We start from the raw sequence: 21,879 nt of genomic DNA, 5'->3' as shown, positions 1-21,879 counted from the left end.
TCGACCTGCTGGTGTTCGGCCGCGCGGCGGGCAACCACATCGTCGAATTCAATCAGAAGAACAAGGCCCACAAGGCGCTGCCTGCCGATGCCGCCGACCGCACGCTGGCTCGCCTGGCGCGCCTGGACGGCACGACCGGCGGCGAGTATGCGCAAGACGTTGCGGGCGACATCCGCAACTCGATGCAACGGCATGCCGGCGTGTTTCGCACGCAGGCCATGCTCGACGCGGGCGTCAGCGAAATCGCCGCGATCGCCGAGCGCGTCAAGGGCATCGCGCTGGCCGACAAATCCAAGGTCTTCAACACCGCGCGCGTCGAGGCGCTTGAAGTGCAGAACCTGATCGAGGCGGCGCAGGCGACCATCGTTTCGGCCGCCGCGCGCAAGGAAAGTCGTGGCGCGCACTCCGTCAACGATTACGCCGACACACCCGAGCACCCCAACGGCCGCAACGACGCGGCGTGGCTGAAGCACACGCTGTGGTTCAGTGAGGGCAACCGGCTCGACTACAAGCCGGTCAATCTCAAACCGATGTCGGTGGAGTCCATCCCGCCGAAGGTCCGTACGTTCTGAGAGGCGCAGGAGAAGCGATGAGTAAGCGCACGTTCCAGATCTACCGCTACGACCCCGACAGCGGCGACAAGCCGCGCATGCAGAGCCTCGAGGTCGAGCTCGACGGCTCCGAGCGCATGCTGCTTGACGCACTGGGCAAGCTCAAGGCGGTGGACCCCACGCTGTCGTTTCGGCGCTCCTGCCGCGAAGGCGTGTGCGGCTCCGATGCGATGAACATCAATGGCAAGAACGGCTTGGCCTGCCTGACCAACATGCGCACGCTGCCGGGCACCATCGTGCTCAAGCCCTTGCCTGGCTTGCCGGTGATCCGCGACCTGATCGTCGACATGACGCAGTTCTTCAAGCAGTACCACTCGATCAAGCCCTACCTCGTCAACGACGACCCGCCGCCCGAAAAGGAGCGGCTGCAGTCGCCCGAGGAGCGTGACGAGCTCAACGGCCTGTACGAATGCATCCTGTGCGCGAGCTGCTCGACCGCGTGCCCGAGCTTCTGGTGGAACCCCGACAAGTTTGTCGGCCCGGCCGGGCTGCTGCAGGCCTACCGCTTCATTGCCGACAGCCGCGACCAAGGCACCGGCGAGCGCCTGGACGACCTGGAAGATCCGTACCGGCTGTTTCGCTGCCACACCATCATGAACTGCGTCGACGTCTGTCCCAAGGGCCTTAACCCCACCAAGGCGATCGGCAAGATCAAGGAACTGATGGTTCGCCGCGCGGTGTGAGCGCGGCGCATCGACTCTCATGGACGCCGTTGTCGACGAACTGCTCGCACCCGCAGCGTTGAGCAAGCTGCGCTGGCGCTGCCGCCGCGGCTTGCTCGAGAACGACCTGTTCATCGAGCGCTTCTTCGCCCGGTATGCCGATCGCCTGACGCTGCGCCAGGCGGTCGGCCTGGAGGCGCTGATGGAGCTGGCCGACAACGACCTGCTCGACCTGCTGTTCGCGCGCGTGCAGCCCGAGGCCACGCTCGATCGGCCCGAGGTGCGTCTGGTGTTGGAGCAGTTGCGCGCACGGGCCGCGGCCTGAGGCGCACCGGCTTTCCCGTTCTCCGTGATTTTTGTTTTTTAAATAGCTTCATCCGAAGGAAATTGCCATGACACCGTCCAACGTCAAAGCCACGCTGTCGTTTTCCGACGGCAGCCCGAGCATGGAGCTGCCCATCTACTCGGGCAGCGTCGGGCCAGACGTCATCGACATCAGGAAGCTCTACGCGCAGACCGGCATGTTCACCTACGACCCGGGCTTCCTGAGCACGGCGGCCTGCCAGTCGGCCATCACCTACATCGACGGTGACAAGGGCGAGCTGCTTTACCGCGGCTACCCGATCGAGCAGTTGGCGCAGAAGTGCGATTTCCTCGACACCTGCTACCTGCTGCTCAACGGCGAACTGCCCAACGTGGCGCAGCGCAGCACCTTCGACAAGCAGGTGACCAAGCACACCATGGTCAACGAACAGATGCAGTTCTTCATGCGGGGATTCCGGCGCGACGCGCATCCGATGGCGGTGCTCACCGGGCTGGTCGGGGCGCTGTCGGCCTTCTATCACGACGTGACCGACATCCAGGACCCCGAGCACCGCGCCACGGCGGCGATTCGGCTGATCGGCAAGATGCCCACGCTGGTGGCGATGGCCTACAAGTACTCGGTCGGGCAGCCCTACATGTACCCGCGCAACGATCTGAGCTACACCGCCAACTTCATGCGCATGATGTTCGCCACGCCTTGCGAGGAGTACCAGCCCAACGAGGTGCTGGTGCGCGCGATGGACCGCATCTTCATCCTGCACGCCGACCACGAGCAAAACGCTTCGACCTCGACGGTGCGGCTGTGCGGAAGCTCCGGCACCAATCCGTTTGCGGCGATCGCGGCCGGCGTGGCGTGCCTGTGGGGCCCGGCGCACGGCGGCGCCAACGAGGCGGCGCTCAAGATGCTCGAGGACATCCAGAAAATGGGTGGTATCGAGAAGATCGGTGACTTCATCGCACAGGTGAAGGACAAGAACTCCGGCGTCAAGCTGATGGGCTTCGGGCACCGCGTCTACAAGAACTACGACCCGCGCGCCAAGCTCATGCGCGAAACCTGCCACGAGGTACTGAGCGAAATGGGACTGCAGAACGACCCGCTGTTCAAGCTGGCAATGGCGCTCGAGAAGATCGCCCTGGAGGACGACTATTTCGTCTCGCGCAAGCTCTACCCGAACGTCGACTTCTACTCGGGCATCGTGCAGCGCGCGATCGGCATTCCGGTGTCGCTGTTCACCGCGATCTTCGCGCTGGCGCGCACGGTCGGCTGGATCGCGCAGCTCAACGAGATGATCAGCGACTCGGAATACAAGATCGGCCGCCCGCGTCAGCTCTTCATCGGCGCGACGCAGCGCAACGTGAAGCCGCTCGCGCAACGCTAAAACATCGTGGCGCGCGAGCGCCTGTCCCGCGAATGGCCTGCGTAGCCGCCGATGGCGAAGATCGTTTGTGAGGGCGCGGTGCCAGCGCGGCCCCTAATCCTGGGCGCGCCCCGCGAAGGCGGCTGCGCGACGCCTTAAAATTACGGTTTCGACCGCGCGAGCAAGCAGCACATGGGCCGCACTCTCTACGACAAGCTGTGGGATGAACACGTCGTTCGCACCGAGGACGACGGCACCACCGTGCTCTACATCGACCGGCACCTGGTCCACGAAGTCACGAGCCCGCAGGCTTTCGAGGGCTTGGACCAGTCCGGCCGCAAGGTCTGGCGCCTCTCGGCCAACCTGGCGGTGAGCGACCACAACGTGCCCACCACCGACCGCTCGCAGGGCATTGCCGACCCGGTGTCGCGCTTGCAGGTCGACACACTCGACGCCAACTGCGACCGCCTGGGCATCACGCAGTTCAAGATGAACGATCGCCGCCAGGGCATCGTCCACGTCATCGGCCCGGAGCAGGGCGCCACGCTGCCGGGCATGACGGTGGTGTGCGGCGACTCGCACACCAGCACGCATGGCGCCTTCGGTGCGCTCGCGCACGGCATCGGCACGAGCGAGGTCGAGCACGTGCTGGCTACGCAGACGCTGCTGGCCAAGAAGGCCAGGAACATGCTCGTGCGCGTCGACGGCGTGCTGGGCAAGGGCTGCAGCGCCAAGGACATCGTGCTGGCCATCATCGGCACGATCGGCACGGCCGGCGGTACCGGCTTCACCATCGAGTTCGGCGGTGCGGCCATTCGCGCGCTGAGCATGGAAGGCCGCATGACGGTATGCAACATGGCCATCGAGGCCGGTGCGCGGGCCGGCATGGTGGCGGTGGACGACACGACGATCCGCTACGTCAAGGGCCGACCGCTTTCGCCGACGGGCCTGGAATGGGAGCAGGCAGTCACGTACTGGCGCACGCTGCAATCGGACCCCGACGCGCTCTTCGACCGCGTTGTCGTGTTGGACGCGGCCGCGATCGCACCCCAGGTCACTTGGGGAACCTCGCCCGAGATGGTGCTGCCCGTGACCGACCGCGTGCCTGACCCCGACCGCGAGAAGGATGCCGGCAAGCGCGGCGCGATGGAGCGGGCGCTGGCCTACATGGCGCTCGAACCTAATCGGGCCATCACCGACATCCGCATCGACAAGGTTTTCATCGGCTCCTGCACCAACTCGCGCATTGAAGACTTGCGCGAGGCGGCGGCGGTGGTGCGCCGCATGGGCGGTCGCATCGCCGCCAACGTGAAGCTGGCGCTGGTGGTGCCGGGCTCCGGGCTGGTGAAGGAGCAGGCCGAGCGCGAAGGGCTGGACGCCGTGTTCAAGGCGGCCGGCTTTGAATGGCGCGAACCGGGCTGTTCGATGTGCTTGGCGATGAACGCCGACCGGCTCGAGCCGGGCGAACGTTGCGCCTCGACCAGCAACCGCAATTTCGAGGGCCGCCAGGGTGCCGGTGGGCGCACGCACCTGGTGAGCCCCGCCATGGCCGCCGCGGCTGCGCTGCAGGGACACTTTGTCGACGTCCGGCGCCTCGCCTGAAGCACAACGAGGAGGGACTCTTGATGAAGCACACCACCATTGCCGTGATCACCGTTTGCTGCGCGCTGTGGCTCGCGGCTTGCAACACCATGGAAGGCTTCGGCAAGGACATGAAAAAGACCGGCGAGAAAATCGAAGGCGCCGCGGTTCAAAAGAAGTGAGTGCCATGCAAGCCTTTCGCATCCACACCGGCCTGGTTGCGCCGATCGACCGTGAGAACGTCGACACCGACGCCATCATTCCCAAGCAGTTCCTGAAGTCGATCAAGCGCAGCGGATTCGGCGTTAACTTGTTCGACGGGTGGCGCTACCTCGACCACGGCGAGCCGGGCCAGGACCCGGCCGCGCGCCAACCCAACCCCGACTTCGTACTCAACCAGCCGCGCTACCTCGGCGCGTCCGTGCTGCTGGCGCGCAAGAACTTCGGCTGTGGTTCGAGCCGCGAACATGCCCCCTGGGCATTGGATCAGTACGGTTTTCGTGCCCTCATCGCGCCGAGCTTCGCCGACATCTTCTACAACAACTGCTTCAAGAACGGGTTGTTGCCGATCGCGCTGGCCGACAACCTCGTCGCACGGCTGTTCGACGACGCGGCGGCGTTCCCCGGCTACACGCTCACGATCGACCTGGAGCGCCAAGTCATCGTCGAGCCCGATGGCAGCGAGCTCCCGTTCGAGGTCGAGCCGTTTCGCAAGCACTGCCTGCTCGGTGGGCTCGACGACATTGGCCTTACCTTGCGCCATGCCGACTTGATTCGCAGCTTCGAGGCCGAGCGGCTGTTGCGCAAGCCCTGGCTCGCGCACACGATCTAGCGGCGGGCATGGCCGGGCAAACGCGCGTCTTTCGCCTGCTGCTGCGTCACTGGTGGCTGGCGCTCCTGATCATGGGCGCGAGCTTCGTGCTGTTTGGCATCGCTTCGCTCAATCTGGTGGGCGTGTTGCAGGCCAACCTGCGTTTTCTGGCGGAGCACGGGCTCGATGCGGTGCGCGAGGGCGCGCTCGCGCAACTCGCCGAGCTGGCCGTCTATGGCTACGCCGCCGCGGCGTTTTACGTGGTGTTCAAGGTGTGCGAGAAGGCGCTGGTCTTGCGCGCCACGCACTGCGATAAGGATTGACCAGGATGAAGATCGCTGTGTTGCCGGGCGACGGCATTGGCCCCGAGATCGTCGACGAAGCGCTCGCGGTGCTGCGTGCGCTGGACCTGCGCTTCGAGTTCGAGCGTGCGCCGGTTGGCGGGGCGGCGTATGAAGCAGCAGGCCACCCGCTGCCCGCCTCGACGCTCGCGCTGGCCAAGGCGGCCGACGCGGTGCTGTTCGGCGCTGTCGGCGACTGGAAGTACGACCGGCTCGAGCGCGCACTGCGTCCCGAGCAGGCCATCCTCGGCCTGCGCAAGGCGATGGGCCTGTTCGCCAACTTTCGCCCGGCGATCTGCTACCCGCAGCTCACGCATGCATCGAGCCTGAAGCCCGAACTGGTGGCGGGGCTGGACATCCTCATCATCCGCGAACTGACCGGCGACATCTACTTCGGCCAGCCGCGCGGCCGGCGCGCCGCACCCGACGGCCACTTCCCTGGCGCCGAGGAAGCCTTCGACACGATGCGCTACAGCCGTCCCGAGATCGAGCGCATCGCGCACGTCGCGTTTCAGGCCGCTCGCAAGCGCGGCAACAAGCTCACCAGCGTGGACAAGTCCAACGTGCTGGAGACGTTTCAATTCTGGAAAGACGTGGTGAGCGAGGTGCATGCGGAGTACCCCGACGTGATGCTCGATCATCTCTACGTGGATAACGCCGCGATGCAGTTGGTCAAGGCGCCCAAGCAGTTCGACGTCATCGTCACCGGCAACATGTTCGGTGACATTCTTTCGGACGAGGCGGCCATGCTGACGGGATCGATCGGTATGTTGCCGAGCGCGTCGCTCAACGCTAACAACCAGGGCCTGTACGAACCCAGCCACGGCAGTGCGCCCGACATCGCCGGCAAGGGCGTCGCCAATCCGCTGGCCACCATCCTCAGCGCAGCGATGATGCTGCGCTACAGCTTGAACCAGGCCGAAGCGGCGACGCGCATCGAGCGCGCCGTGCTGGCGGTGCTCGAGGCCGGACTGCGCACGGCCGACATTGCCCGCGCGAGCGACAGCAAGGTCGGCACCCGGGCGATGGGTGCCGCCGTGGTCGCCGCCCTTGCGGCGCAGCACTGAGGCGCAAGTCGCACTGTCCGCAGCGACATTTTATTTTCGAGCGAACGAGAGAGCGACATGGCAACGACGGTGGTGGGTTTGGTGGGTTGGCGCGGCATGGTGGGCTCCGTGCTGATGGAGCGCATGCGCGCCGAGGGCGATTTCGCGCTGATCGAGCCGGTGTTCTTCAGCACCAGCAGTGCGGGCGGCAAGCTGCCGGCTTGGCTGGCCGATCTGGCGAAAAACGAGGTCGTGCTGCACGACGCACGCGATGTCGCTGCGCTTGCGCGCTGCGACATCGTCATCACTGCGCAGGGCGGCGATTACACGAGCGAGGTGTTTCCACGACTGCGCGCGACCGGCTGGAAGGGTCACTGGATCGACGCGGCTTCGACCTTGCGCATGAACGACGACGCCGTCATCGTCCTTGACCCGGTCAACCTGTCTGTCATCCAGAAGGCCCTGGGCGAGGGCGGACGCAACTGGATCGGTGGCAACTGCACGGTCAGCTGCATGCTGATGGGCGTGGGCGCGCTGTTCAAAGCGGGGCTGGTCGAGTGGATGAGCTCCATGACCTACCAGGCGGCATCGGGTGGCGGCGCGCAGCACATGCGCGAGTTGCTCACGCAGTTCGGCACGCTCAATGCCGACGTGCGCGCGCTGCTCGACGATCCCAAGAGCGCGATCCTCGAGATCGACCGGCTCGTCACCCAGCGCCAGCGCGGCATGTCGATGGGCGAGATACAGCACTTCGGCGCGCCGCTCGGCGGCTCGCTGATTCCGTGGATCGACAAGGACCTCGGCAATGGCACGAGCCGTGAAGAGTGGAAGTGCGGCGCCGAGACCAACAAGATCCTGGGCATCGGTGCCGGCTTCGGCAGCGCCGCGATCCCGGTCGATGGCTTTTGCGTGCGCGTCGGCACGATGCGCTGCCACAGCCAGGCGCTGACCTTCAAGCTCAATAAGGATGTGCCATTGGCCGACGTCGAGGCCTTGATCGCCGGCGACAACGACTGGGTCAAGCTCGTGCCCAACACGCGCGAATCGACTCTCACCGACCTGACGCCGGTGGCCGTCAGCGGGACGATGACGATTCCTGTCGGGCGTGTTCGCAAGCTGGCGATGGGTCCGCAGTATCTGGGCGCCTACACCATTGGTGATCAGCTCCTGTGGGGCGCGGCCGAACCCTTGCGTCGCATGTTGCGCATCCTGCTTGAAGCCTGAGCCCTGATGCGGGGCGCGAATGCGTTGCACAAGGACAACGAAGGCAGCTTGGGATCGGAATGCAATGCGATGGGATCAATATCACGCGAAGCTTGAGCTTGTCAACGTATCTGCCTGATGTTATTGTAATTTCCTCTGTGTGTGCCCTGGTCGGCACGACCAAACACTGTCCAATTGAGGGGTGCTTCGTAGCGTCTGGCAGATGCTCGGAGCTTGTATTTGGGAGACGCCTTGAAACCACGTATCAACCGCGCCGCAAGCTTGCGCTCGCCCTCTAACTTGAACGCCTTCGCCGCAGCGGCGCTGGTGTTCTCAGCGATGCTGCCATTCGACGCTGCGGCGCTCGGCTTGGGCCGACTTACGGTGCAGTCGGCGCTGGGCGAGACGTTGAGGGCCGAGATCGATGTCACGGCACTGTCTGCGGAAGAAGCGGCGAGCCTGAAGGTCAAGGTGGCAGCCCCCGATACGTACCGTAGTTCCGGGGTCGATTACAACGCCGCGCTTGCCTCCACCAGCGTGACCCTGCAGCGCCGGCCGGACGGGCGTCCTTACTTGCGGCTCACCGGCGACCGGGCGGTGCAAGAGCCGTTCGTTGACGTGATTCTCGAGTTGAACTGGGCTTCGGGTCGCCTGATGCGTGAGTTCACGCTGTTGCTTGACCCGCCTGCGTCGGCGCGCGCACCCGCTGCGGCGCCAGTGCCCGATCCGCTCGCCATCTCGCCGGCGCCGTCATCAGCGCAGCCGTTGAGCACAGCCCCGGCATCAGTGCCTGCCTCGACACCGGCGCCTGCGGTCGTCAGTGCGCCGCGGCCATCGGCCGCCGCGCCTGTGCCTGCAACGGCCCCCACCCCGCGATCTGCTGCGGCGTCTGCGTCCATCGGGGCCGATGACTACCGCGTGCAGCGCGGCGACACGCTGTTCGGCATTGCCGGGCGCGCCCAGCGGCCCGGTGTGTCGCTCGACCAGATGTTGGTCGCGCTGTATCGCAACAATGGCGACGCATTCCTCGGCAACAACATGAACCGGCTCAAGGCCGGGGCCGTGTTGCACGTGCCGAGCGCCGAACTCGCAACGGCCGTGACACCGTCCGAAGCGCGCCAAGTGATCCAGGCGCAAAGCGCCGACTTCGGCGCCTACCGCGAAAAGCTCGCGGGCGGCGTGCCGACCGTTCCCGCCGCAGAGAGCAGCCGCGCCGCGAGCGGCAAAGTGCAGGCGCAAGTGCAGGACCGCAAGACGACCGCTGCTGTGGCGCCCGACAAACTGACGCTGAGCAAGGGTGCCGCCGCTGCCGGGAAGACCGGCGCGGACGACACGCTGACCAAGGGCAGGCAGCAGAAGGACAGCTCGACGCGCGTCGCCGAACTTTCGAAGAACGTCGAAGAGTTGAAAAAACTCCAGGGCGCGACATCCACCGCCGCGCCGACGACTGCGGCTTCCAAGGCGGGCGGCGTTGCCGTCGCCGGCGCGTCAGCGACAGCTGCGTCGGCACCCGCACCCGCACCCGCACCCGCACCCGCACCCGCACCGGTTGCAGTGCCGAGTGCGCCGCCTGCCCCAACCGTTGCCGCCGCACCGCCACCGGCGGCCGGCGCCAGTGCGCCCGCTCCGGCGTCCGGTCCTGCGGCTGCAGTGACCGCAGCCCCCGCCTCCGCCGCCGCTGAGACTGCGATTGCAAGCGCGTCGCCCGACGCAACGCCTTCGGCTGAAGCTGCCAGCGCGACACCGGCGGCTTCTCCGGGTGCAGAGGAGCACCCGGGTTTCTTGGATACGGTCCTGGAGAGTCCGCTGCTCTTGCCCGCTGCCGCTGTGTTGGCGGCGCTGCTGGCGGGATTCGGCATCTACCGCTTGCGCCAGGGCAAGCGTGACAGCGGTGAAACCTCGTTCCTGGAGAGCCGACTGCAGCCGGATTCGTTCTTCGGCGCCAGTGGTGGCCAGCGCGTCGACACGCGTGACGCGACCGGCGTGCCGTCGTCGATGAGCTATTCGTTGAGTCAACTCGATGCCATCGGCGACGTCGATCCCGTCGCCGAGGCGGACGTTTACCTCGCTTACGGTCGTGATCTCCAGGCCGAAGAGATCCTCAAGGAGGCGATGCGGTCCAACCCTGACCGCATGGCGATTCGTCTGAAGCTGCTCGAGGTCTACGCCAAGCGCCGCGACACCAAGGGCTACGAACTCCTGGCCACGCAGCTCTACACATTGACGGGCGGCGAGGGTGAGGACTGGGAACGTGCGCAGCAACTCGGCGCCGGGATCGATGCAGACCACCCTATGTACCAGCCCGGGGGACGGCCCGAGGGCATGCTCTCCGATGGCGGTGCGGTGGCCGAGGCGCTCGGCGCCAGCACGATGCCGCAATCGGTGCTGCCGTCGCCGTCGCAATACGCATCGCAGCTCGCTCGAGTCGAGCAACAGGACCCGGCTGTCGACCTCGACCTGAACGTGTCGGTGCCGGGCTCATTCGACGACGACGCGACGTACATCTCGTCCGTACGCACCCAGCCGATGGCACCCGTCGCGGCAGCGCCAAGTCCCATGCCGGCGACGTTCGAGTTCGACCTGCCTTCGCTGGATCTGGATGAACCCTATGCCGCGCCAACCGAGCCCCGTTCCGCTGCACTGCCCGACCTGGCTCATTTTGATTCGAGCGGTGACTTCGACGGCGACGAGAGTCTGGCGCGCAAGCTCGAACTGGCCGAGGAGTTCCGCCAGATTGGCGACGTCGAGGGCGCCCGCGACTTGCTGCAGGAAGTGATCGCCCAGTCGGGCGGCACGCTCAAGTCCAAGGCCCAGGGCATGCTCAAGGACCTGGGCTGACCGCTCGCATTTCGCGCAACCCGTTGACGTTGGCGTCGGGCCATGCGTGTGGCCCTCGGCCTGAGCTATCGCGGCACCGGCTATCTCGGATGGCAAAGCCAGCCGAGCGGCCAGACGGTGCAAGACCGGCTCGAGGCTGCGCTCTCCAAATTTGCGAACCGCCCCGTGCGAACGATGTGCGCGGGGCGTACCGACACCGGCGTCCACGCGCTCAACCAGGTAGTGCACTTCGACACCGACGTCGCGCGTGATGCCTTTTCCTGGGTTCGCGGCACCAACCGCTATCTGCCCCGTGACATCGCGGTGCAGTGGTGCCGGCCTGTCGATGAGCGCTTTCACGCGCGCAACGGCGCCCGGGGTCGCCGCTATACGTACGTGTTGCTCGAGTCGCCGGTGCGCCCGGCGTTGGAGGCGGGGCAAGCCGGATGGGTGTTCCGCGCGCTTGACGACGGCGCCATGCGCCAGGCCGCGGCACACCTGCTCGGCGAACACGATTTCAGCGCCTTTCGCTCCTCCGAATGTCAGGCCGCCAGCCCGGTGAGAACGCTGCGCCGCATCGACATCGCACGCCATGGCGCCTACTGGCGTTTTGACTTCGAGGGCAATGCCTTTCTTCATCACATGATCCGCAACGTGATGGGCAGCCTGCTTGCAGTGGGTCAGGGAACGTGCACGCCCGAGTGGCTGGCGCAGGTGCTGGCAATGCGCGAGCGCCGACTGGCCGCGCCGACCTTCGCCCCTGATGGCCTGTATTTCCTCGGACCGAACTACGATGCTGCCTTCGCGCTCCCTGAGCGGACTGCTGCCTTCGACTGGCTGCCCTGAACCACTCCATGCGCACGCGCATCAAGATCTGCGGGCTGACCCGCGAGGTGGATGTCGACGCCGCCGTGGCGGCGGGCGCCGACGCGATCGGTCTGGTTCTTTATGCGCACAGCCCGCGTGCCGTGAGCCTCGAGCGCGCCGCGGTGCTGGCCAGGAGGCTGCCGGCTTTCGTGACGCCGGTGGCACTGTTCGTCAACGCCACGCGCGCCGAGGTCGAGGCTGCCTGCGCTGCGCTGCCCGCGGTGCTGCTCCAATTTCACGGTGACGAGATGCCCACCGATTGCGCGTCCTACGGCCGACCCTACGTGCGCGCAGCGCGCATGACGCGCGGTTTCGATTTGTTAGACTTTGCGAGGCAATATGCCGATGCCCAGGGCCTTGTGCTCGACGCACATGTGCAGGGCTACGGCGGCGGCGGAAAGGTCTTCGATTGGTCACTCGTTCCCCACGGCGTCCCCCATCGGCTCGTTTTGTCTGGTGGGTTGAATGCTGTCAACGTGACCGATGGGATGGTGAAGGTGCGGCCCTGGGCCGTTGACGTGAGTTCCGGCGTCGAGAGCGCGAAGGGCATCAAGGATGCCGCAGCGATCCGCCGGTTCTGCCAGGTTGTGCGCGAGGCCGACGCTCGGATCGCGGCGCATGCGCCAACCTCCTGAGACCCGATTCCTTCTGCAGACTCCATGTTGAACTACCAGCAACCCGATTCGCGGGGCCACTTCGGCCCCTACGGCGGCAGCTTCGTCGCAGAGACCCTGGTCCATGCGCTCGACGAGCTCAAGGCCGCCTACGCCCACTATCGCAACGACGCCGAGTTCGTGGCCGAGTTCAAGCACGAACTCGCGCATTTTGTCGGGCGACCGAGCCCGGTCTACCACGCAGCGCGCTTGAGCCGTGAGTTGGGCGGCGCACAGATTTTCTTGAAGCGCGAGGACTTGAATCACACCGGCGCGCACAAGATCAACAACACGATCGGCCAGGCACTGCTCGCGCGGCGCATGGGCAAACCGCGCGTGATTGCCGAAACCGGTGCGGGTCAGCATGGCGTGGCGACGGCCACCATCTGCGCGCGCTACGGCATGGAGTGCGTGGTCTACATGGGCAGCGCGGACATGCTGCGCCAGTCGCCCAATGTGTACCGCATGCATTTGCTCGGCGCCAGGGTGGTGCCGGTCGAAAGCGGCAGCAAGACGCTCAAGGACGCACTCAACGAGGCCTTGCGCGACTGGGTCACCAACGTCGAGAACACCTTCTACATCATCGGCACGGTGGCCGGCCCGGCGCCCTACCCGGAGATGGTGCGCGACTTCCAGAGCGTGATCGGCGAGGAATGCCTGACGCAAATGCCGGCCATGACTGGCCGCCAACCCGACGCGGTGATCGCCTGCGTGGGCGGCGGCAGCAACGCGATGGGCATCTTCTATCCCTACATCCCGCATGAAGGCACGCGGCTGATCGGCGTCGAGGCGGCGGGCCAAGGTCTCGAGAGCGGCAAGCACGCGGCGTCGCTCACGGCCGGCTCGCCCGGTGTGCTGCACGGCAACCGCACCTACTTGCTGCAGGACGCCAACGGCCAGATCACCGAGACGCACTCCGTTTCGGCCGGTCTCGATTACCCCGGCGTCGGCCCCGAGCACGCCTACCTCAAGGACATCGGCCGTGCCGAATACGTCTGCATCACCGACGACGAGGCGCTCGCCGCCTTTCACCGCCTGTGCCGCACCGAAGGCATCATCCCGGCGCTCGAATCCAGCCATGCCGTGGCTTACGCCATGAAGCTCGCGCCGACGCTCGGGTCCGATCAGCACTTGCTGGTCAACCTCAGCGGTCGTGGCGACAAGGACATCGGCACCGTCGCCGATTTGTCGGGCGCCGAGTTCTATTGCCGGCCGTCGTGCAAAGGCCAGAGCGTCAAGGGTGGTGAAGCGTTCGTGAATGTGCGGCGGGTGTCTCCATGAGCCGCATCGCAGCAACTTTTCGCGCCTTGCATGAGCAGCGTCGCACCGCCCTGATCCCGTACGTGACGGCCGGTGATCCGTATGCAGACGCCAGCGTCGAGATCATGCTGGCCATGGCCGAGGCCGGCGCCGATGTCATTGAACTCGGTGTGCCGTTTTCCGACCCGATGGCCGACGGCCCGGTCATCCAGAAGGCTTCGGAGCGCGCGCTCGCCAAGGGCATCGGCATGTTGCAGGTGCTGGCAATGGTGCGCGGCTTTCGCGCTGTCAATGACCGCACGCCCGTGGTGCTGATGGGTTACGCCAACCCGATCGAGCGCTACGGCATCGAGCGCTTTGTCATCGACGCCAAGGAGGCCGGCGTCGACGGCGTGCTCGTGGTCGATTACCCGCCCGAGGAGTGCGAGGCGTTTGCCGCGCTGCTGCACGACGCCGGGCTCGACCTCATCTTCCTGCTGGCACCCACCTCGACCGAGCAACGCATGAAGGAGGTCGGGCGGATCGCGCGCGGCTACGTGTACTACGTTTCGCTCAAGGGCGTGACCGGCGCCGGGCACCTCGATACCGCGGCCGTCGCGCAGATGCTGCCGCGCATCCGGCAGCATGTGACGGTGCCCGTCGGAGTTGGCTTCGGCATTCGCGACGCCGCGACGGCCAAGGCGCTCGCCGAGGTCGCCGACGCGGTAGTGATTGGCTCGCGCATCGTGCAACTGCTGGAGACGCAAGATCGCGATCGCGTCGCCGACGCCGGCCGCAAATTCATCGCCTCCGTTCGAGAGGCGCTCGACGAACATGCCCAAGGAGTGCAGCCATGAGTTGGCTCGAGAAACTGCTACCGCCGAAGATTCAACCGACCGATCCGACCGAGCGGCGCTCGGTGCCCGAGGGCCTGTGGATCAAATGCCCGTCTTGCGAAACGGTGCTTTACAAAACCGACCTTGAGCAAAACGCCAACGTGTGCCCGAGCTGCTCGCACCATCACCGCATCGGTGCGCGCGCGCGGCTCGATCTTTTTCTCGACCCCGAGGGTCGCTACGAGCTTGCGCAAGAAGTGGTGCCGGTCGATCCGCTGAAGTTCAAAGACAGTAAGAAGTACCCCGAGCGCTTGAAGCAGGCGATGGAAGCCACCGGCGAGACCGACGCCCTGGTCGTGATGGGCGGCGCGGTCCACACGCTGCCGATCATCGCGGCCTGCTTCGAGTTCGAGTTCATGGGCGGCTCGATGGGCTCGGTGGTCGGCGAGCGCTTCGTGCGCGGCGTCGAGGCGGCTATCGCCCAGAAGACGCCGTTCATCTGCTTTACCGCCACGGGTGGCGCTCGCATGCAGGAGGGCCTTCTGAGCCTGATGCAGATGGCCAAGACCAACGCGTCGCTCACGCGGCTGGCCAAGGCGAAGCTCCCCTACGTCAGCGTGCTCACCGACCCGACCATGGGCGGCGTGTCGGCGGGCTTCGCCTTCATGGGCGACGTGGTGATCGCCGAGCCCAAGGCGTTGATCGGCTTTGCCGGCCCGCGCGTGATCGAAAACACCGTGCGCGAAAAATTGCCTGAAGGATTCCAGCGCAGCGAGTTCCTGCTGAGCAAGGGGGCGATCGACATGATCGTCGACCGGCGCGAGCTGCGCGCCACTGTTGCGCGCCTGCTCGCGATGCTGCAGCGACAGAGCGCCGACGCGATTGCCTGAACATCGGTGACCGTACACGAGGGCGGCGCAAGCCGCCCTCGTGCTTTGCGGGCCCGATCATCCACCCCGTACCATCGCTTTCCATGACGACACCGTCCACGCTGGCCGAATGGCTGGCTCATTGCGAGCGGCTGCACCCCAAGACCATTGACCTGTCGCTCGAGCGCGTGCAGCGCGTGCGCGCCAGGCTCTCTGTGGACTTTGCTTGCCCCGTGTTCACGGTGGCCGGTACCAATGGCAAGGGATCGACCTGCGCCATGCTCGAGGCGATCCTGCGGGCGTCGGGCTACCGGGTTGGCGTCTACACGTCGCCGCACTTGGTGCATTTCGAGGAGCGCTGCCGCGTCGACGGCGAGGTGATCGAGGCTGCCCAGTTGCTGCCGCATTTTGCGGCGGTGGAAGCGGCTCGCGCCGATGAGACGCTCACGTATTTCGAGTTCACGACCTTGGTGATCCTGCGCCTGCTGGCGGGCGCTGAGCTGGACGCGGTGGTGCTCGAGGTGGGCCTCGGAGGGCGCCTGGACGCCGTCAATTTGATCGACACCGATTGCGCCATCCTCACCAGCATCGACCTTGATCACATGGACTATCTTGGCCCTGATCGTGAATCGATCGGTCGCGAGAAGGCGGGCATCCTGCGCCCCGGTCGCCCGGCCATCGTCGCCGACCCGCTCCCGCCGCGCAGTGTGCTGGATCAAGCGCGCGAGATCGGCGCCGATCTGTGGCGCGCCGGGATCGACTTCAACTTCCAGGGCGACCCCCAGCAGTGGGGCTGGGCCGGGCGCGCCAGGCGCCACCACGGACTGGCCTATCCGGCGCTAAGGGGTGCTAACCAGTTGCTCAACGCGTCGGGCGTGCTCGCGGCGCTCGAGGCCATGCGGCCGCGCCTGCCGGTCACCGCGCAGGCAGTGCGCAACGGCTTGGCGATGGTGGAGCTGCCGGGGCGTTTCCAGATCGTGCCGGGCGAGCCCACGCTCGTGCTCGACGTGGCGCACAACCCGCACGCAGTGTCGACATTGACCGCCAACCTTGACCAGATGGGCTATCACCCGCGAACGCATGCAGTGTTCGGCGCGATGAAGGACAAGGACATCGAGTCGATGTTCGCGCGCATGCTGGTGCTGGTCGACCGCTGGTACTTCAGCGCGCTGCCGACGCCGCGCGCGGCCAGCGTGGAAGAGCTTGTCGCGCTGCATGCGCGGGCGCTGGCAGCACGCCCCGCAGGGCTGGCGCCGCTGCCGCCGCACGAGCCGCACGGCACCTATTCAGCGCCCCGTACGGCCCTGCTGGCAGCGCTCGATGCGGCCGACCCGGCTGATAGAATCGTTGTGTTCGGATCGTTTTTTACGGTCGGTGGTGTGCTCGCCGACGGACTACCGCGCCGCGCGGCCAGACACTTGGCTTGAAGGCTTGCTTGCCCTCCTGGAGTTGACGTGCAGCGGCAGAGGCGCGATCGGCACCGCACCGCAACGACCCGCTCCTAAGCCTCCGAAAGCCTCCTCGCATGGGTCTGCTGTCTTTCCTTCAACGCACGATCGCAGCGGCACCGGCCACGACGCCGGTTACAGAGGGCGATTCCGTCGGATCGTCGCGCGTGCGCGCGAGACGTCGCCTGATCGGCGCATCGTTGTTGGTGTTGCTGGGCGTGGTGGGTTTGCCGCTCTTGTTCGACACCGCCCCAAGACCGCTGCCGGTGGACATCCCGATCGACATTCCGCGCAAGGACGCGTTGCCGCCGCTCACGGTACCTGCCGTGCGACCGAACGCGAAGGCATCTAGCGCGGCGATCGAGTCCAGCAGGGACGCGATGATCACCGAGTCTGCCGTGGACTTCGCGCGCGCAGCGACGCCGACCACGCCCGCAATCGCCCCCGCCGCCAAGCCAGCGGCGGCCAGGGCCGAGGAGCGGCCTGCGGCAAACGCGGCCGACAAGCAGCCCGCTCCGGCGATCGAGAAGGTTCCGCCTGTCGTGCCCAAGATCGCCGATTCGGCGCGCGCCCGTGCTGCCCTCGAAGGCCGCTCCGCAGCGATCAGCCCTGAACCCCGCCCGAGCGAAGCGTCCGGCCGCTTCGTCGTGCAGGTCGGTGCCTTCAGCGAGGTCGATCTGGCACGCGAGGCACGAGCACGCGTCGAAAAGCTCGGCTTGAAGACCTACACGCAGGTGGTCGAAACGCCCGCCGGCAAACGCATTCGCGTGCGGCTGGGTCCGTATGCGGAGCGAGGCGAGGCCGAAAAGGCCGCTGCGCAGCTCAAGCAAGCGGGGCTCGGCTCGGCCGTCCTGACGCTGTGAGTGCGTCGGAAGTGGGCTGGGTCGATTGGGCGTTTCTCGCGGTCATCGGGGTCTCGGTGCTGGTCGGGCTGGTGCGCGGCATGGTGTACGAGGTGATGTCACTGCTCGGCTGGGTGGTCGCCTACGTGTTGGCGCACGCGTTAAGCGCGGTTGTCGCGCCCAGCCTGCCGATCGGTGCGCCCGACTCGGGGCTCAATCTCGCGGCCGCGTTCGTGCTCGTCTTCGTCGCCGTACTGGTGCTCTGGAGCTTGGTGGCATGGCTCGTCAAGAAGCTGGTTCAGGCGTCGCCGTTGAGTTCGCTCGACCGTTTTTTCGGCGCGATGTTTGGCTTGGCGCGCGGGCTGCTCGTGGCGCTGGTCGTCGTGACGGCCATCGACATGACGCCGCTGGCAGATTCGCGCAGTTGGCGCGACTCGCACGGCGCAGCCAGCCTACAAATCATGCTCGTCGGCCTCAAGCCCCTGTTGCCCGCCGAGGTGGCGCGGCACTTGCGGGCCTGAATGGTTCACCCCAGGAGTAGTCCATGTGCGGCATCGTCGGTGTGATCTCCAATGCACCGGTCAACCAGTTGATCTATGACGCCCTGCTGCTGCTGCAGCACCGTGGTCAGGATGCAGCGGGCATCGTGACCGCCGGTCCCGACGCAAACGGCACCAAGTTTTTCATGCACAAGGCGCGCGGCATGGTGCGCGACGTATTCCGCACGCGCAACATGCGCGCCTTGCCGGGCACGGTGGGCCTGGGCCAGGTTCGCTATCCGACGGCAGGCAACGCCTACAGCGAAGAGGAGGCCCAGCCTTTCTACGTGAACGCGCCGTTCGGCCTGGTACTGGTACACAACGGCAACCTCACCAACGCGCACGCGCTCAAGCGCGAGCTGTTCGCGGTGGACCGACGACACCTCAACACCGAGAGCGACACCGAGGTGCTGCTCAACGTCGTCGCGCACGAACTCGAGCAGGCGGCGCGCGACCTGCCGCTCACCGCCAACGAGGTCTTCAAGGCGGTGGGGGCGGTGCATCGGCGCATCCGCGGATCGTATGCCGTGGTGTGCCTGATTGCGGGCCACGGCGTGCTGGCCTTCAGAGACCCTTACGGCATTCGGCCGCTGTGCCTGGGCGAGGCGGACGGGCCCGATGGCCGCAGCGTCATGGTCGCCAGCGAATCGGTCGCACTCGAGGGCACCGGCCACCGGCTCGTGCGCGACGTGCTGCCCGGCGAGGCGGTGTTCATCGATCTCGATGGGCGCGTGCATGCGCGCCAGTGCGCCTCTAATGCGTCGCTACATCCCTGTGCTTTCGAGTACGTCTACCTGGCGCGGCCCGACTCGGTGATCGACGGCATTTCGGTCTACCAGGCGCGACTGAACATGGGCGAGACGCTGGCGCAGCGCATCGTCTCGACGATGCCGCCTTCGGAGATCGATGTGGTGATCCCCATTCCGGAATCGAGCCGGCCGTCGGCGATGCAAGTCGCGCAAAAACTCGGCAAGCCCTATCGCGAGGGTTTCGTGAAGAACCGCTATGTCGGGCGCACCTTCATCATGCCTGGGCAGGGCATGCGCAAGAAGTCGGTGCGCCAGAAGCTCAACGCGATCAATGCTGAATTCCGCGACCGCAACGTGCTGCTCGTGGACGATTCCATCGTGCGCGGCACCACCAGCAAGGAGATCGTGCAGATGGCGCGCGAGGCCGGCGCGCGCAAGGTGTACATGGCCTCGGCCGCGCCGCCGGTGCGATTCCCCAATGTCTACGGCATCGACATGCCGACCAAGGGCGAACTCATCGCGCATGACCGCAGCATCGAGGAGATCCGCCAGTTCATCGGTGCCGACGCCTTGATCTACCAGGACGTGGACGCGATGAAGCGCGTGATTCGCGCGCTAAATCCCAGGCTCGCGGGTCTGGAGGCTTCTTGCTTCGATGGCTGCTACGTCACCGGCGACGTGACAGCCGAAGATTTCGAGATGCTCGCGGCGCAGCGTCCGCTGCAGCTCGAGGAAGACGGCGAACTGGCTTCACGCCTGGCGCTGCAAAGCGAGACGGAGTCCTGATGGCCGCCCACGAACCCAAGCGCCTGCCGCGCGTTGACCTTCCGGCTGACGCGCGTCTGGACACGATCGCGGTGCGCGAAGGTCTGCCGCCGAGCCAGTACGGTGAGAACTCCGAGGCGCTGTTTCTCACCAGCAGCTTTGTGCATCCCGATGCAGCCACAGCGGCGGCGCGGTTTGCCAACGAGGAAGAAGCATTTGTTTACTCGCGGTTTTCGAACCCGACGGTGATGATGATGGAGCGTCGGCTCGCTGCGCTCGAAGGGACCGAGGCCTGCATCGCCACCTCCAGCGGCATGAGCGCCATCTTGCTGCTGTGCCTGGGGCTGCTGCAGGCCGGCGACCACGTGATTTGTTCGCAAAGCGTGTTCGGTTCGACCATCAAGCTGCTCGGCGGTGAACTGGCGAAATTCGGTGTGCAGACGAGTTTCGTGTCGCAGACCGATGTGTCGGCTTGGCGTGCGGCGGTGCGCCCGACCACCAAGCTGCTGTTCGCCGAAACGCCCAGCAACCCGCTCACCGAGGTGTGCGACATCGCCGCTTTGGCGAAGGTCGCACATGAGGCGGGCGCACTCCTGGCGGTGGACAACTGCTTTTGTTCTCCGTCGTTGCAACAGCCGGTGAAATTTGGCGCCGACCTGATCGTCCATTCGGGCACCAAGTACCTCGACGGACAGGGCCGCGTCATCGCCGGTGCCGTGTGTGGGTCGGCGCGCATCGTCGACGACAAGCTGATGCCGTTGATGCGCAGCGCCGGCATGAGCCTGTCGCCGTTCAACGCGTGGGTGGTTCTCAAGGGCCTGGAGACGCTGGGCATTCGCATGGCGGCGCAGAGCGAACGTGCGCTCGCGCTGGCGCAGTGGTTGGAAGCGCACCCGGGCGCCGAGCGCGTCTATTACCCGGGCCTGCCGTCGCATCCGCAGCATGAGCTGGCGATGGCACAACAAAACGGCAGCGGCGGGGCGGTGGTGTCGTTCATCGTGCGAGGTGAGGATGCCGAGGTGGCGCGCCGCAATGCGTTTCATGTCATCGACAGCACGCGCATCTGCTCCATCACTGCCAACCTAGGCGACACCAAAAGCACCATCACCCACCCGTCGAGCACTTCGCATGGCCGGCTGACCGAGGCACAGCGGCTCGACGCCGGCATTACGCAAGGGATGGTGCGCGTCGCGGTGGGCCTGGACGATCTCGAAGACCTGAAGGCCGACCTGGCTCGCGGGCTCGACACGCTCGGCGCATGAGTCCGCACGGTCGCCAGGGCCACGAAGGGGCCGCTCGCGTGGCCCTTGGCGAAGACCGGAGTGCGCAGCACGAAGGCGCCCTGATGGGCACCGTCCGCACGCGCTTCGCGCCGTCGCCGACCGGGTTCATTCACCTCGGCAACATTCGCTCCGCGCTCTACGCTTGGGCCTACGCACGCGCAACGGGTGGCGTGTTCGTGCTGCGCATCGAAGACACCGATGTCGAGCGCTCGACCCAGGAAGCGGTCGACGTCATTCTCGAGAGCATGCGCTGGCTCGGGTTCGACCCTGACGAGGGACCGCTCTTCCAGATGCAGCGCATGGCTCGCTACCGGCAGGTGCTGGAAGAGATGCTGGAGCAGGGGCTCGCTTATCGCTGCTACATGAGTACCGCGGAGCTTGATGCCTTGCGCGAACGTCAGATGCAGGCCAGGCAGAAGCCGCGCTACGACGGCACCTGGCGGCCGGAGGCGGGCAAGAGCCTGCCGCTGGTGCCGGCGGGCGTGGCGCCGGTGATCCGCTTCAAGTCGCCGGTCGGCGGCAGCGTGGCTTGGGACGACAAGGTCAAGGGCCGCATTGAGTTCAGCAACGACGAACTCGACGATCTCGTGATCGCCCGACCCGCCGCCGACGGAGTGGGCCCGATCGGCATACCGACCTACAACTTCTGCGTGGTCGTTGACGACATCGACATGGCGATCACGCATGTCATCCGCGGCGACGACCATGTGAACAACACGCCGCGGCAAATCCACATCCTGCGCTCGCTCGGCCATGAGCCACCCATCTACGCGCACCTGCCGACCGTGCTCAACGAGCGGGGCGAGAAAATGAGCAAGCGCCACGGCGCTAAACCGGTGACGCAGTATCGCGACGAGGGTTTTCTTGCCGACGGCGTCGTCAACTACCTCGCTCGGCTCGGATGGAGTCACGGCGACGACGAAATCTTTTCGCGGGCGCAGTTTCTGCAGTGGTTCAACCTCGACCACCTGGGCAAGAGCGCCGGACAGTTCGACGAAGCCAAGCTGCGTTGGGTCAACGCCCAGCACATGAAGT

22 protein-coding genes and 1 pseudogene are annotated in these 21,879 nt (G+C 66.1%); 22 read left to right on the top strand and 1 reads right to left on the bottom strand.

What is annotated here, in order from left to right; all coding sequences use genetic code 11:
* The 17 genes and pseudogenes from RMO12_RS10240 to folC form a co-directional block, all read left to right on the top strand.
* A pseudogene (locus tag RMO12_RS10240) lies at positions 1 to 572 on the top strand (succinate dehydrogenase/fumarate reductase flavoprotein subunit); the annotation flags it as partial.
* Positions 573 to 589: 17 nt separating this feature from the next.
* Positions 590 to 1,294 carry a succinate dehydrogenase iron-sulfur subunit gene (locus tag RMO12_RS10235; RefSeq protein WP_309639209.1) on the top strand — a complete coding sequence of 235 codons (705 nt, stop codon included), beginning with the start codon at positions 590 to 592 and terminating at the stop codon, positions 1,292 to 1,294.
* A gap of 19 nt (positions 1,295 to 1,313) precedes the next feature.
* Positions 1,314 to 1,598: a succinate dehydrogenase assembly factor 2 gene (locus RMO12_RS10230; RefSeq protein WP_309624372.1), complete on the top strand. Its 285-nt coding sequence runs from the start codon at positions 1,314 to 1,316 to the stop codon at positions 1,596 to 1,598.
* A gap of 67 nt (positions 1,599 to 1,665) precedes the next feature.
* Positions 1,666 to 2,976, top strand: coding sequence for a citrate synthase (locus tag RMO12_RS10225; protein WP_309639208.1), 1,311 nt, complete (start codon positions 1,666 to 1,668; stop codon positions 2,974 to 2,976).
* A gap of 171 nt (positions 2,977 to 3,147) precedes the next feature.
* Positions 3,148 to 4,557 (top strand): 3-isopropylmalate dehydratase large subunit, encoded by a 1,410-nt coding sequence (leuC, locus tag RMO12_RS10220; protein WP_309639207.1) that lies wholly within the window; start codon positions 3,148 to 3,150, stop codon positions 4,555 to 4,557.
* Between the two features lie 23 nt (positions 4,558 to 4,580).
* The gene (locus tag RMO12_RS10215; protein WP_309624561.1) at positions 4,581 to 4,718 is read left to right on the top strand and encodes an entericidin A/B family lipoprotein; all 138 of its coding nucleotides are present in this window, start codon (positions 4,581 to 4,583) and stop codon (positions 4,716 to 4,718) included.
* Between the two features lie 5 nt (positions 4,719 to 4,723).
* Entirely contained in the window at positions 4,724 to 5,368 is a 645-nt protein-coding gene (leuD, locus tag RMO12_RS10210; RefSeq protein ID WP_309624562.1) for a 3-isopropylmalate dehydratase small subunit, read from the top strand.
* A gap of 8 nt (positions 5,369 to 5,376) precedes the next feature.
* Complete coding sequence (locus RMO12_RS10205) at positions 5,377 to 5,670, top strand: hypothetical protein (RefSeq protein ID WP_309624563.1); 294 nt, start codon at positions 5,377 to 5,379, stop codon at positions 5,668 to 5,670.
* A gap of 5 nt (positions 5,671 to 5,675) precedes the next feature.
* Positions 5,676 to 6,755, top strand: coding sequence for a 3-isopropylmalate dehydrogenase (gene leuB / locus RMO12_RS10200; RefSeq protein ID WP_309624564.1), 1,080 nt, complete (start codon positions 5,676 to 5,678; stop codon positions 6,753 to 6,755).
* A 57-nt stretch (positions 6,756 to 6,812) separates the two neighbouring features.
* Positions 6,813 to 7,958: an aspartate-semialdehyde dehydrogenase gene (gene asd, locus RMO12_RS10195; protein WP_309639206.1), complete on the top strand. Its 1,146-nt coding sequence runs from the start codon at positions 6,813 to 6,815 to the stop codon at positions 7,956 to 7,958.
* A gap of 231 nt (positions 7,959 to 8,189) precedes the next feature.
* Positions 8,190 to 10,775 (top strand): FimV/HubP family polar landmark protein, encoded by a 2,586-nt coding sequence (locus RMO12_RS10190; RefSeq protein WP_309639205.1) that lies wholly within the window; start codon positions 8,190 to 8,192, stop codon positions 10,773 to 10,775.
* A gap of 42 nt (positions 10,776 to 10,817) precedes the next feature.
* The gene (gene truA / locus RMO12_RS10185) at positions 10,818 to 11,600 is read left to right on the top strand and encodes a tRNA pseudouridine(38-40) synthase TruA (RefSeq protein WP_309624084.1); all 783 of its coding nucleotides are present in this window, start codon (positions 10,818 to 10,820) and stop codon (positions 11,598 to 11,600) included.
* A gap of 8 nt (positions 11,601 to 11,608) precedes the next feature.
* Positions 11,609 to 12,256, top strand: a complete 648-nt coding sequence (locus RMO12_RS10180) for a phosphoribosylanthranilate isomerase (protein ID WP_309639204.1) — start codon at positions 11,609 to 11,611, stop codon at positions 12,254 to 12,256.
* Between the two features lie 24 nt (positions 12,257 to 12,280).
* Entirely contained in the window at positions 12,281 to 13,555 is a 1,275-nt protein-coding gene (trpB, locus tag RMO12_RS10175) for a tryptophan synthase subunit beta (RefSeq protein ID WP_309639203.1), read from the top strand.
* The gene (gene trpA, locus RMO12_RS10170; protein ID WP_309624611.1) at positions 13,552 to 14,370 is read left to right on the top strand and encodes a tryptophan synthase subunit alpha; all 819 of its coding nucleotides are present in this window, start codon (positions 13,552 to 13,554) and stop codon (positions 14,368 to 14,370) included. Before trpB ends, trpA begins: the two co-directional genes overlap by 4 nt.
* Positions 14,367 to 15,239 (top strand): acetyl-CoA carboxylase, carboxyltransferase subunit beta, encoded by an 873-nt coding sequence (accD, locus tag RMO12_RS10165; RefSeq protein ID WP_309639202.1) that lies wholly within the window; start codon positions 14,367 to 14,369, stop codon positions 15,237 to 15,239. The genes trpA and accD overlap by 4 nt, the downstream gene beginning before the upstream one ends.
* An 83-nt stretch (positions 15,240 to 15,322) precedes the next feature.
* Complete coding sequence (gene folC / locus RMO12_RS10160) at positions 15,323 to 16,645, top strand: bifunctional tetrahydrofolate synthase/dihydrofolate synthase (protein ID WP_309639201.1); 1,323 nt, start codon at positions 15,323 to 15,325, stop codon at positions 16,643 to 16,645.
* A gap of 118 nt (positions 16,646 to 16,763) precedes the next feature.
* Here the strand turns inward: folC and RMO12_RS10155 are convergent, their stop codons facing one another.
* Positions 16,764 to 17,216, bottom strand: coding sequence for a hypothetical protein (locus RMO12_RS10155; protein WP_309639200.1), 453 nt, complete (start codon positions 17,214 to 17,216; stop codon positions 16,764 to 16,766).
* On the opposite strand from RMO12_RS10155, the gene RMO12_RS10150 reads away from it, so the two are divergent.
* The 5 genes from RMO12_RS10150 to gltX form a co-directional block, all read left to right on the top strand.
* Positions 17,209 to 17,529: an SPOR domain-containing protein gene (locus tag RMO12_RS10150; protein ID WP_309639199.1), complete on the top strand. Its 321-nt coding sequence runs from the start codon at positions 17,209 to 17,211 to the stop codon at positions 17,527 to 17,529. The two genes, RMO12_RS10155 and RMO12_RS10150, sit on opposite strands and share 8 nt — an antisense overlap.
* Positions 17,530 to 17,540: 11 nt before the next feature.
* On the top strand, positions 17,541 to 18,029 hold the full coding sequence (locus tag RMO12_RS10145; protein ID WP_309639198.1) for a CvpA family protein: 489 nt from the start codon (positions 17,541 to 17,543) through the stop codon (positions 18,027 to 18,029).
* Between the two features lie 23 nt (positions 18,030 to 18,052).
* Entirely contained in the window at positions 18,053 to 19,582 is a 1,530-nt protein-coding gene (purF, locus tag RMO12_RS10140) for an amidophosphoribosyltransferase (RefSeq protein WP_309624550.1), read from the top strand.
* The gene (locus RMO12_RS10135; RefSeq protein WP_309639197.1) at positions 19,582 to 20,823 is read left to right on the top strand and encodes an O-succinylhomoserine sulfhydrylase; all 1,242 of its coding nucleotides are present in this window, start codon (positions 19,582 to 19,584) and stop codon (positions 20,821 to 20,823) included. Before purF ends, RMO12_RS10135 begins: the two co-directional genes overlap by 1 nt.
* 83 nt (positions 20,824 to 20,906) lie before the next feature.
* Positions 20,907 to 21,879 (top strand): glutamate--tRNA ligase (gltX, locus tag RMO12_RS10130; RefSeq protein ID WP_309639196.1); only part of this gene is annotated, 973 nt, incomplete at its 3' end.

Source organism: Methylibium sp. (assembly GCF_031393925.1).
Classification (GTDB): domain Bacteria; phylum Pseudomonadota; class Gammaproteobacteria; order Burkholderiales; family Burkholderiaceae_C; genus Methylibium.
Note: the sequence above shows the minus strand (reverse complement) of the source record. Positions and strands in the feature narration are given on the sequence as shown.

Bases quoted from the DNA above. Each gene is read 5' to 3' on its own strand.
- RMO12_RS10235 (WP_309639209.1), top strand. From the start codon at position 590: ATGAGTAAGCGCACGTTCCAGATCTACCGCTACGACCCCGACAGCGGC.
- RMO12_RS10230 (WP_309624372.1), top strand. From the start codon at position 1,314: ATGGACGCCGTTGTCGACGAACTGCTCGCACCCGCAGCGTTGAGCAAG.
- RMO12_RS10225 (WP_309639208.1), top strand. From the start codon at position 1,666: ATGACACCGTCCAACGTCAAAGCCACGCTGTCGTTTTCCGACGGCAGC.
- leuC (WP_309639207.1), top strand. From the start codon at position 3,148: ATGGGCCGCACTCTCTACGACAAGCTGTGGGATGAACACGTCGTTCGC.
- RMO12_RS10215 (WP_309624561.1), top strand. From the start codon at position 4,581: ATGAAGCACACCACCATTGCCGTGATCACCGTTTGCTGCGCGCTGTGG.
- leuD (WP_309624562.1), top strand. From the start codon at position 4,724: ATGCAAGCCTTTCGCATCCACACCGGCCTGGTTGCGCCGATCGACCGT.
- RMO12_RS10205 (WP_309624563.1), top strand. From the start codon at position 5,377: ATGGCCGGGCAAACGCGCGTCTTTCGCCTGCTGCTGCGTCACTGGTGG.
- leuB (WP_309624564.1), top strand. From the start codon at position 5,676: ATGAAGATCGCTGTGTTGCCGGGCGACGGCATTGGCCCCGAGATCGTC.
- asd (WP_309639206.1), top strand. From the start codon at position 6,813: ATGGCAACGACGGTGGTGGGTTTGGTGGGTTGGCGCGGCATGGTGGGC.
- truA (WP_309624084.1), top strand. From the start codon at position 10,818: ATGCGTGTGGCCCTCGGCCTGAGCTATCGCGGCACCGGCTATCTCGGA.
- RMO12_RS10180 (WP_309639204.1), top strand. From the start codon at position 11,609: ATGCGCACGCGCATCAAGATCTGCGGGCTGACCCGCGAGGTGGATGTC.
- trpB (WP_309639203.1), top strand. From the start codon at position 12,281: ATGTTGAACTACCAGCAACCCGATTCGCGGGGCCACTTCGGCCCCTAC.
- trpA (WP_309624611.1), top strand. From the start codon at position 13,552: ATGAGCCGCATCGCAGCAACTTTTCGCGCCTTGCATGAGCAGCGTCGC.
- accD (WP_309639202.1), top strand. From the start codon at position 14,367: ATGAGTTGGCTCGAGAAACTGCTACCGCCGAAGATTCAACCGACCGAT.
- folC (WP_309639201.1), top strand. From the start codon at position 15,323: ATGACGACACCGTCCACGCTGGCCGAATGGCTGGCTCATTGCGAGCGG.
- purF (WP_309624550.1), top strand. From the start codon at position 18,053: ATGTGCGGCATCGTCGGTGTGATCTCCAATGCACCGGTCAACCAGTTG.
- RMO12_RS10135 (WP_309639197.1), top strand. From the start codon at position 19,582: ATGGCCGCCCACGAACCCAAGCGCCTGCCGCGCGTTGACCTTCCGGCT.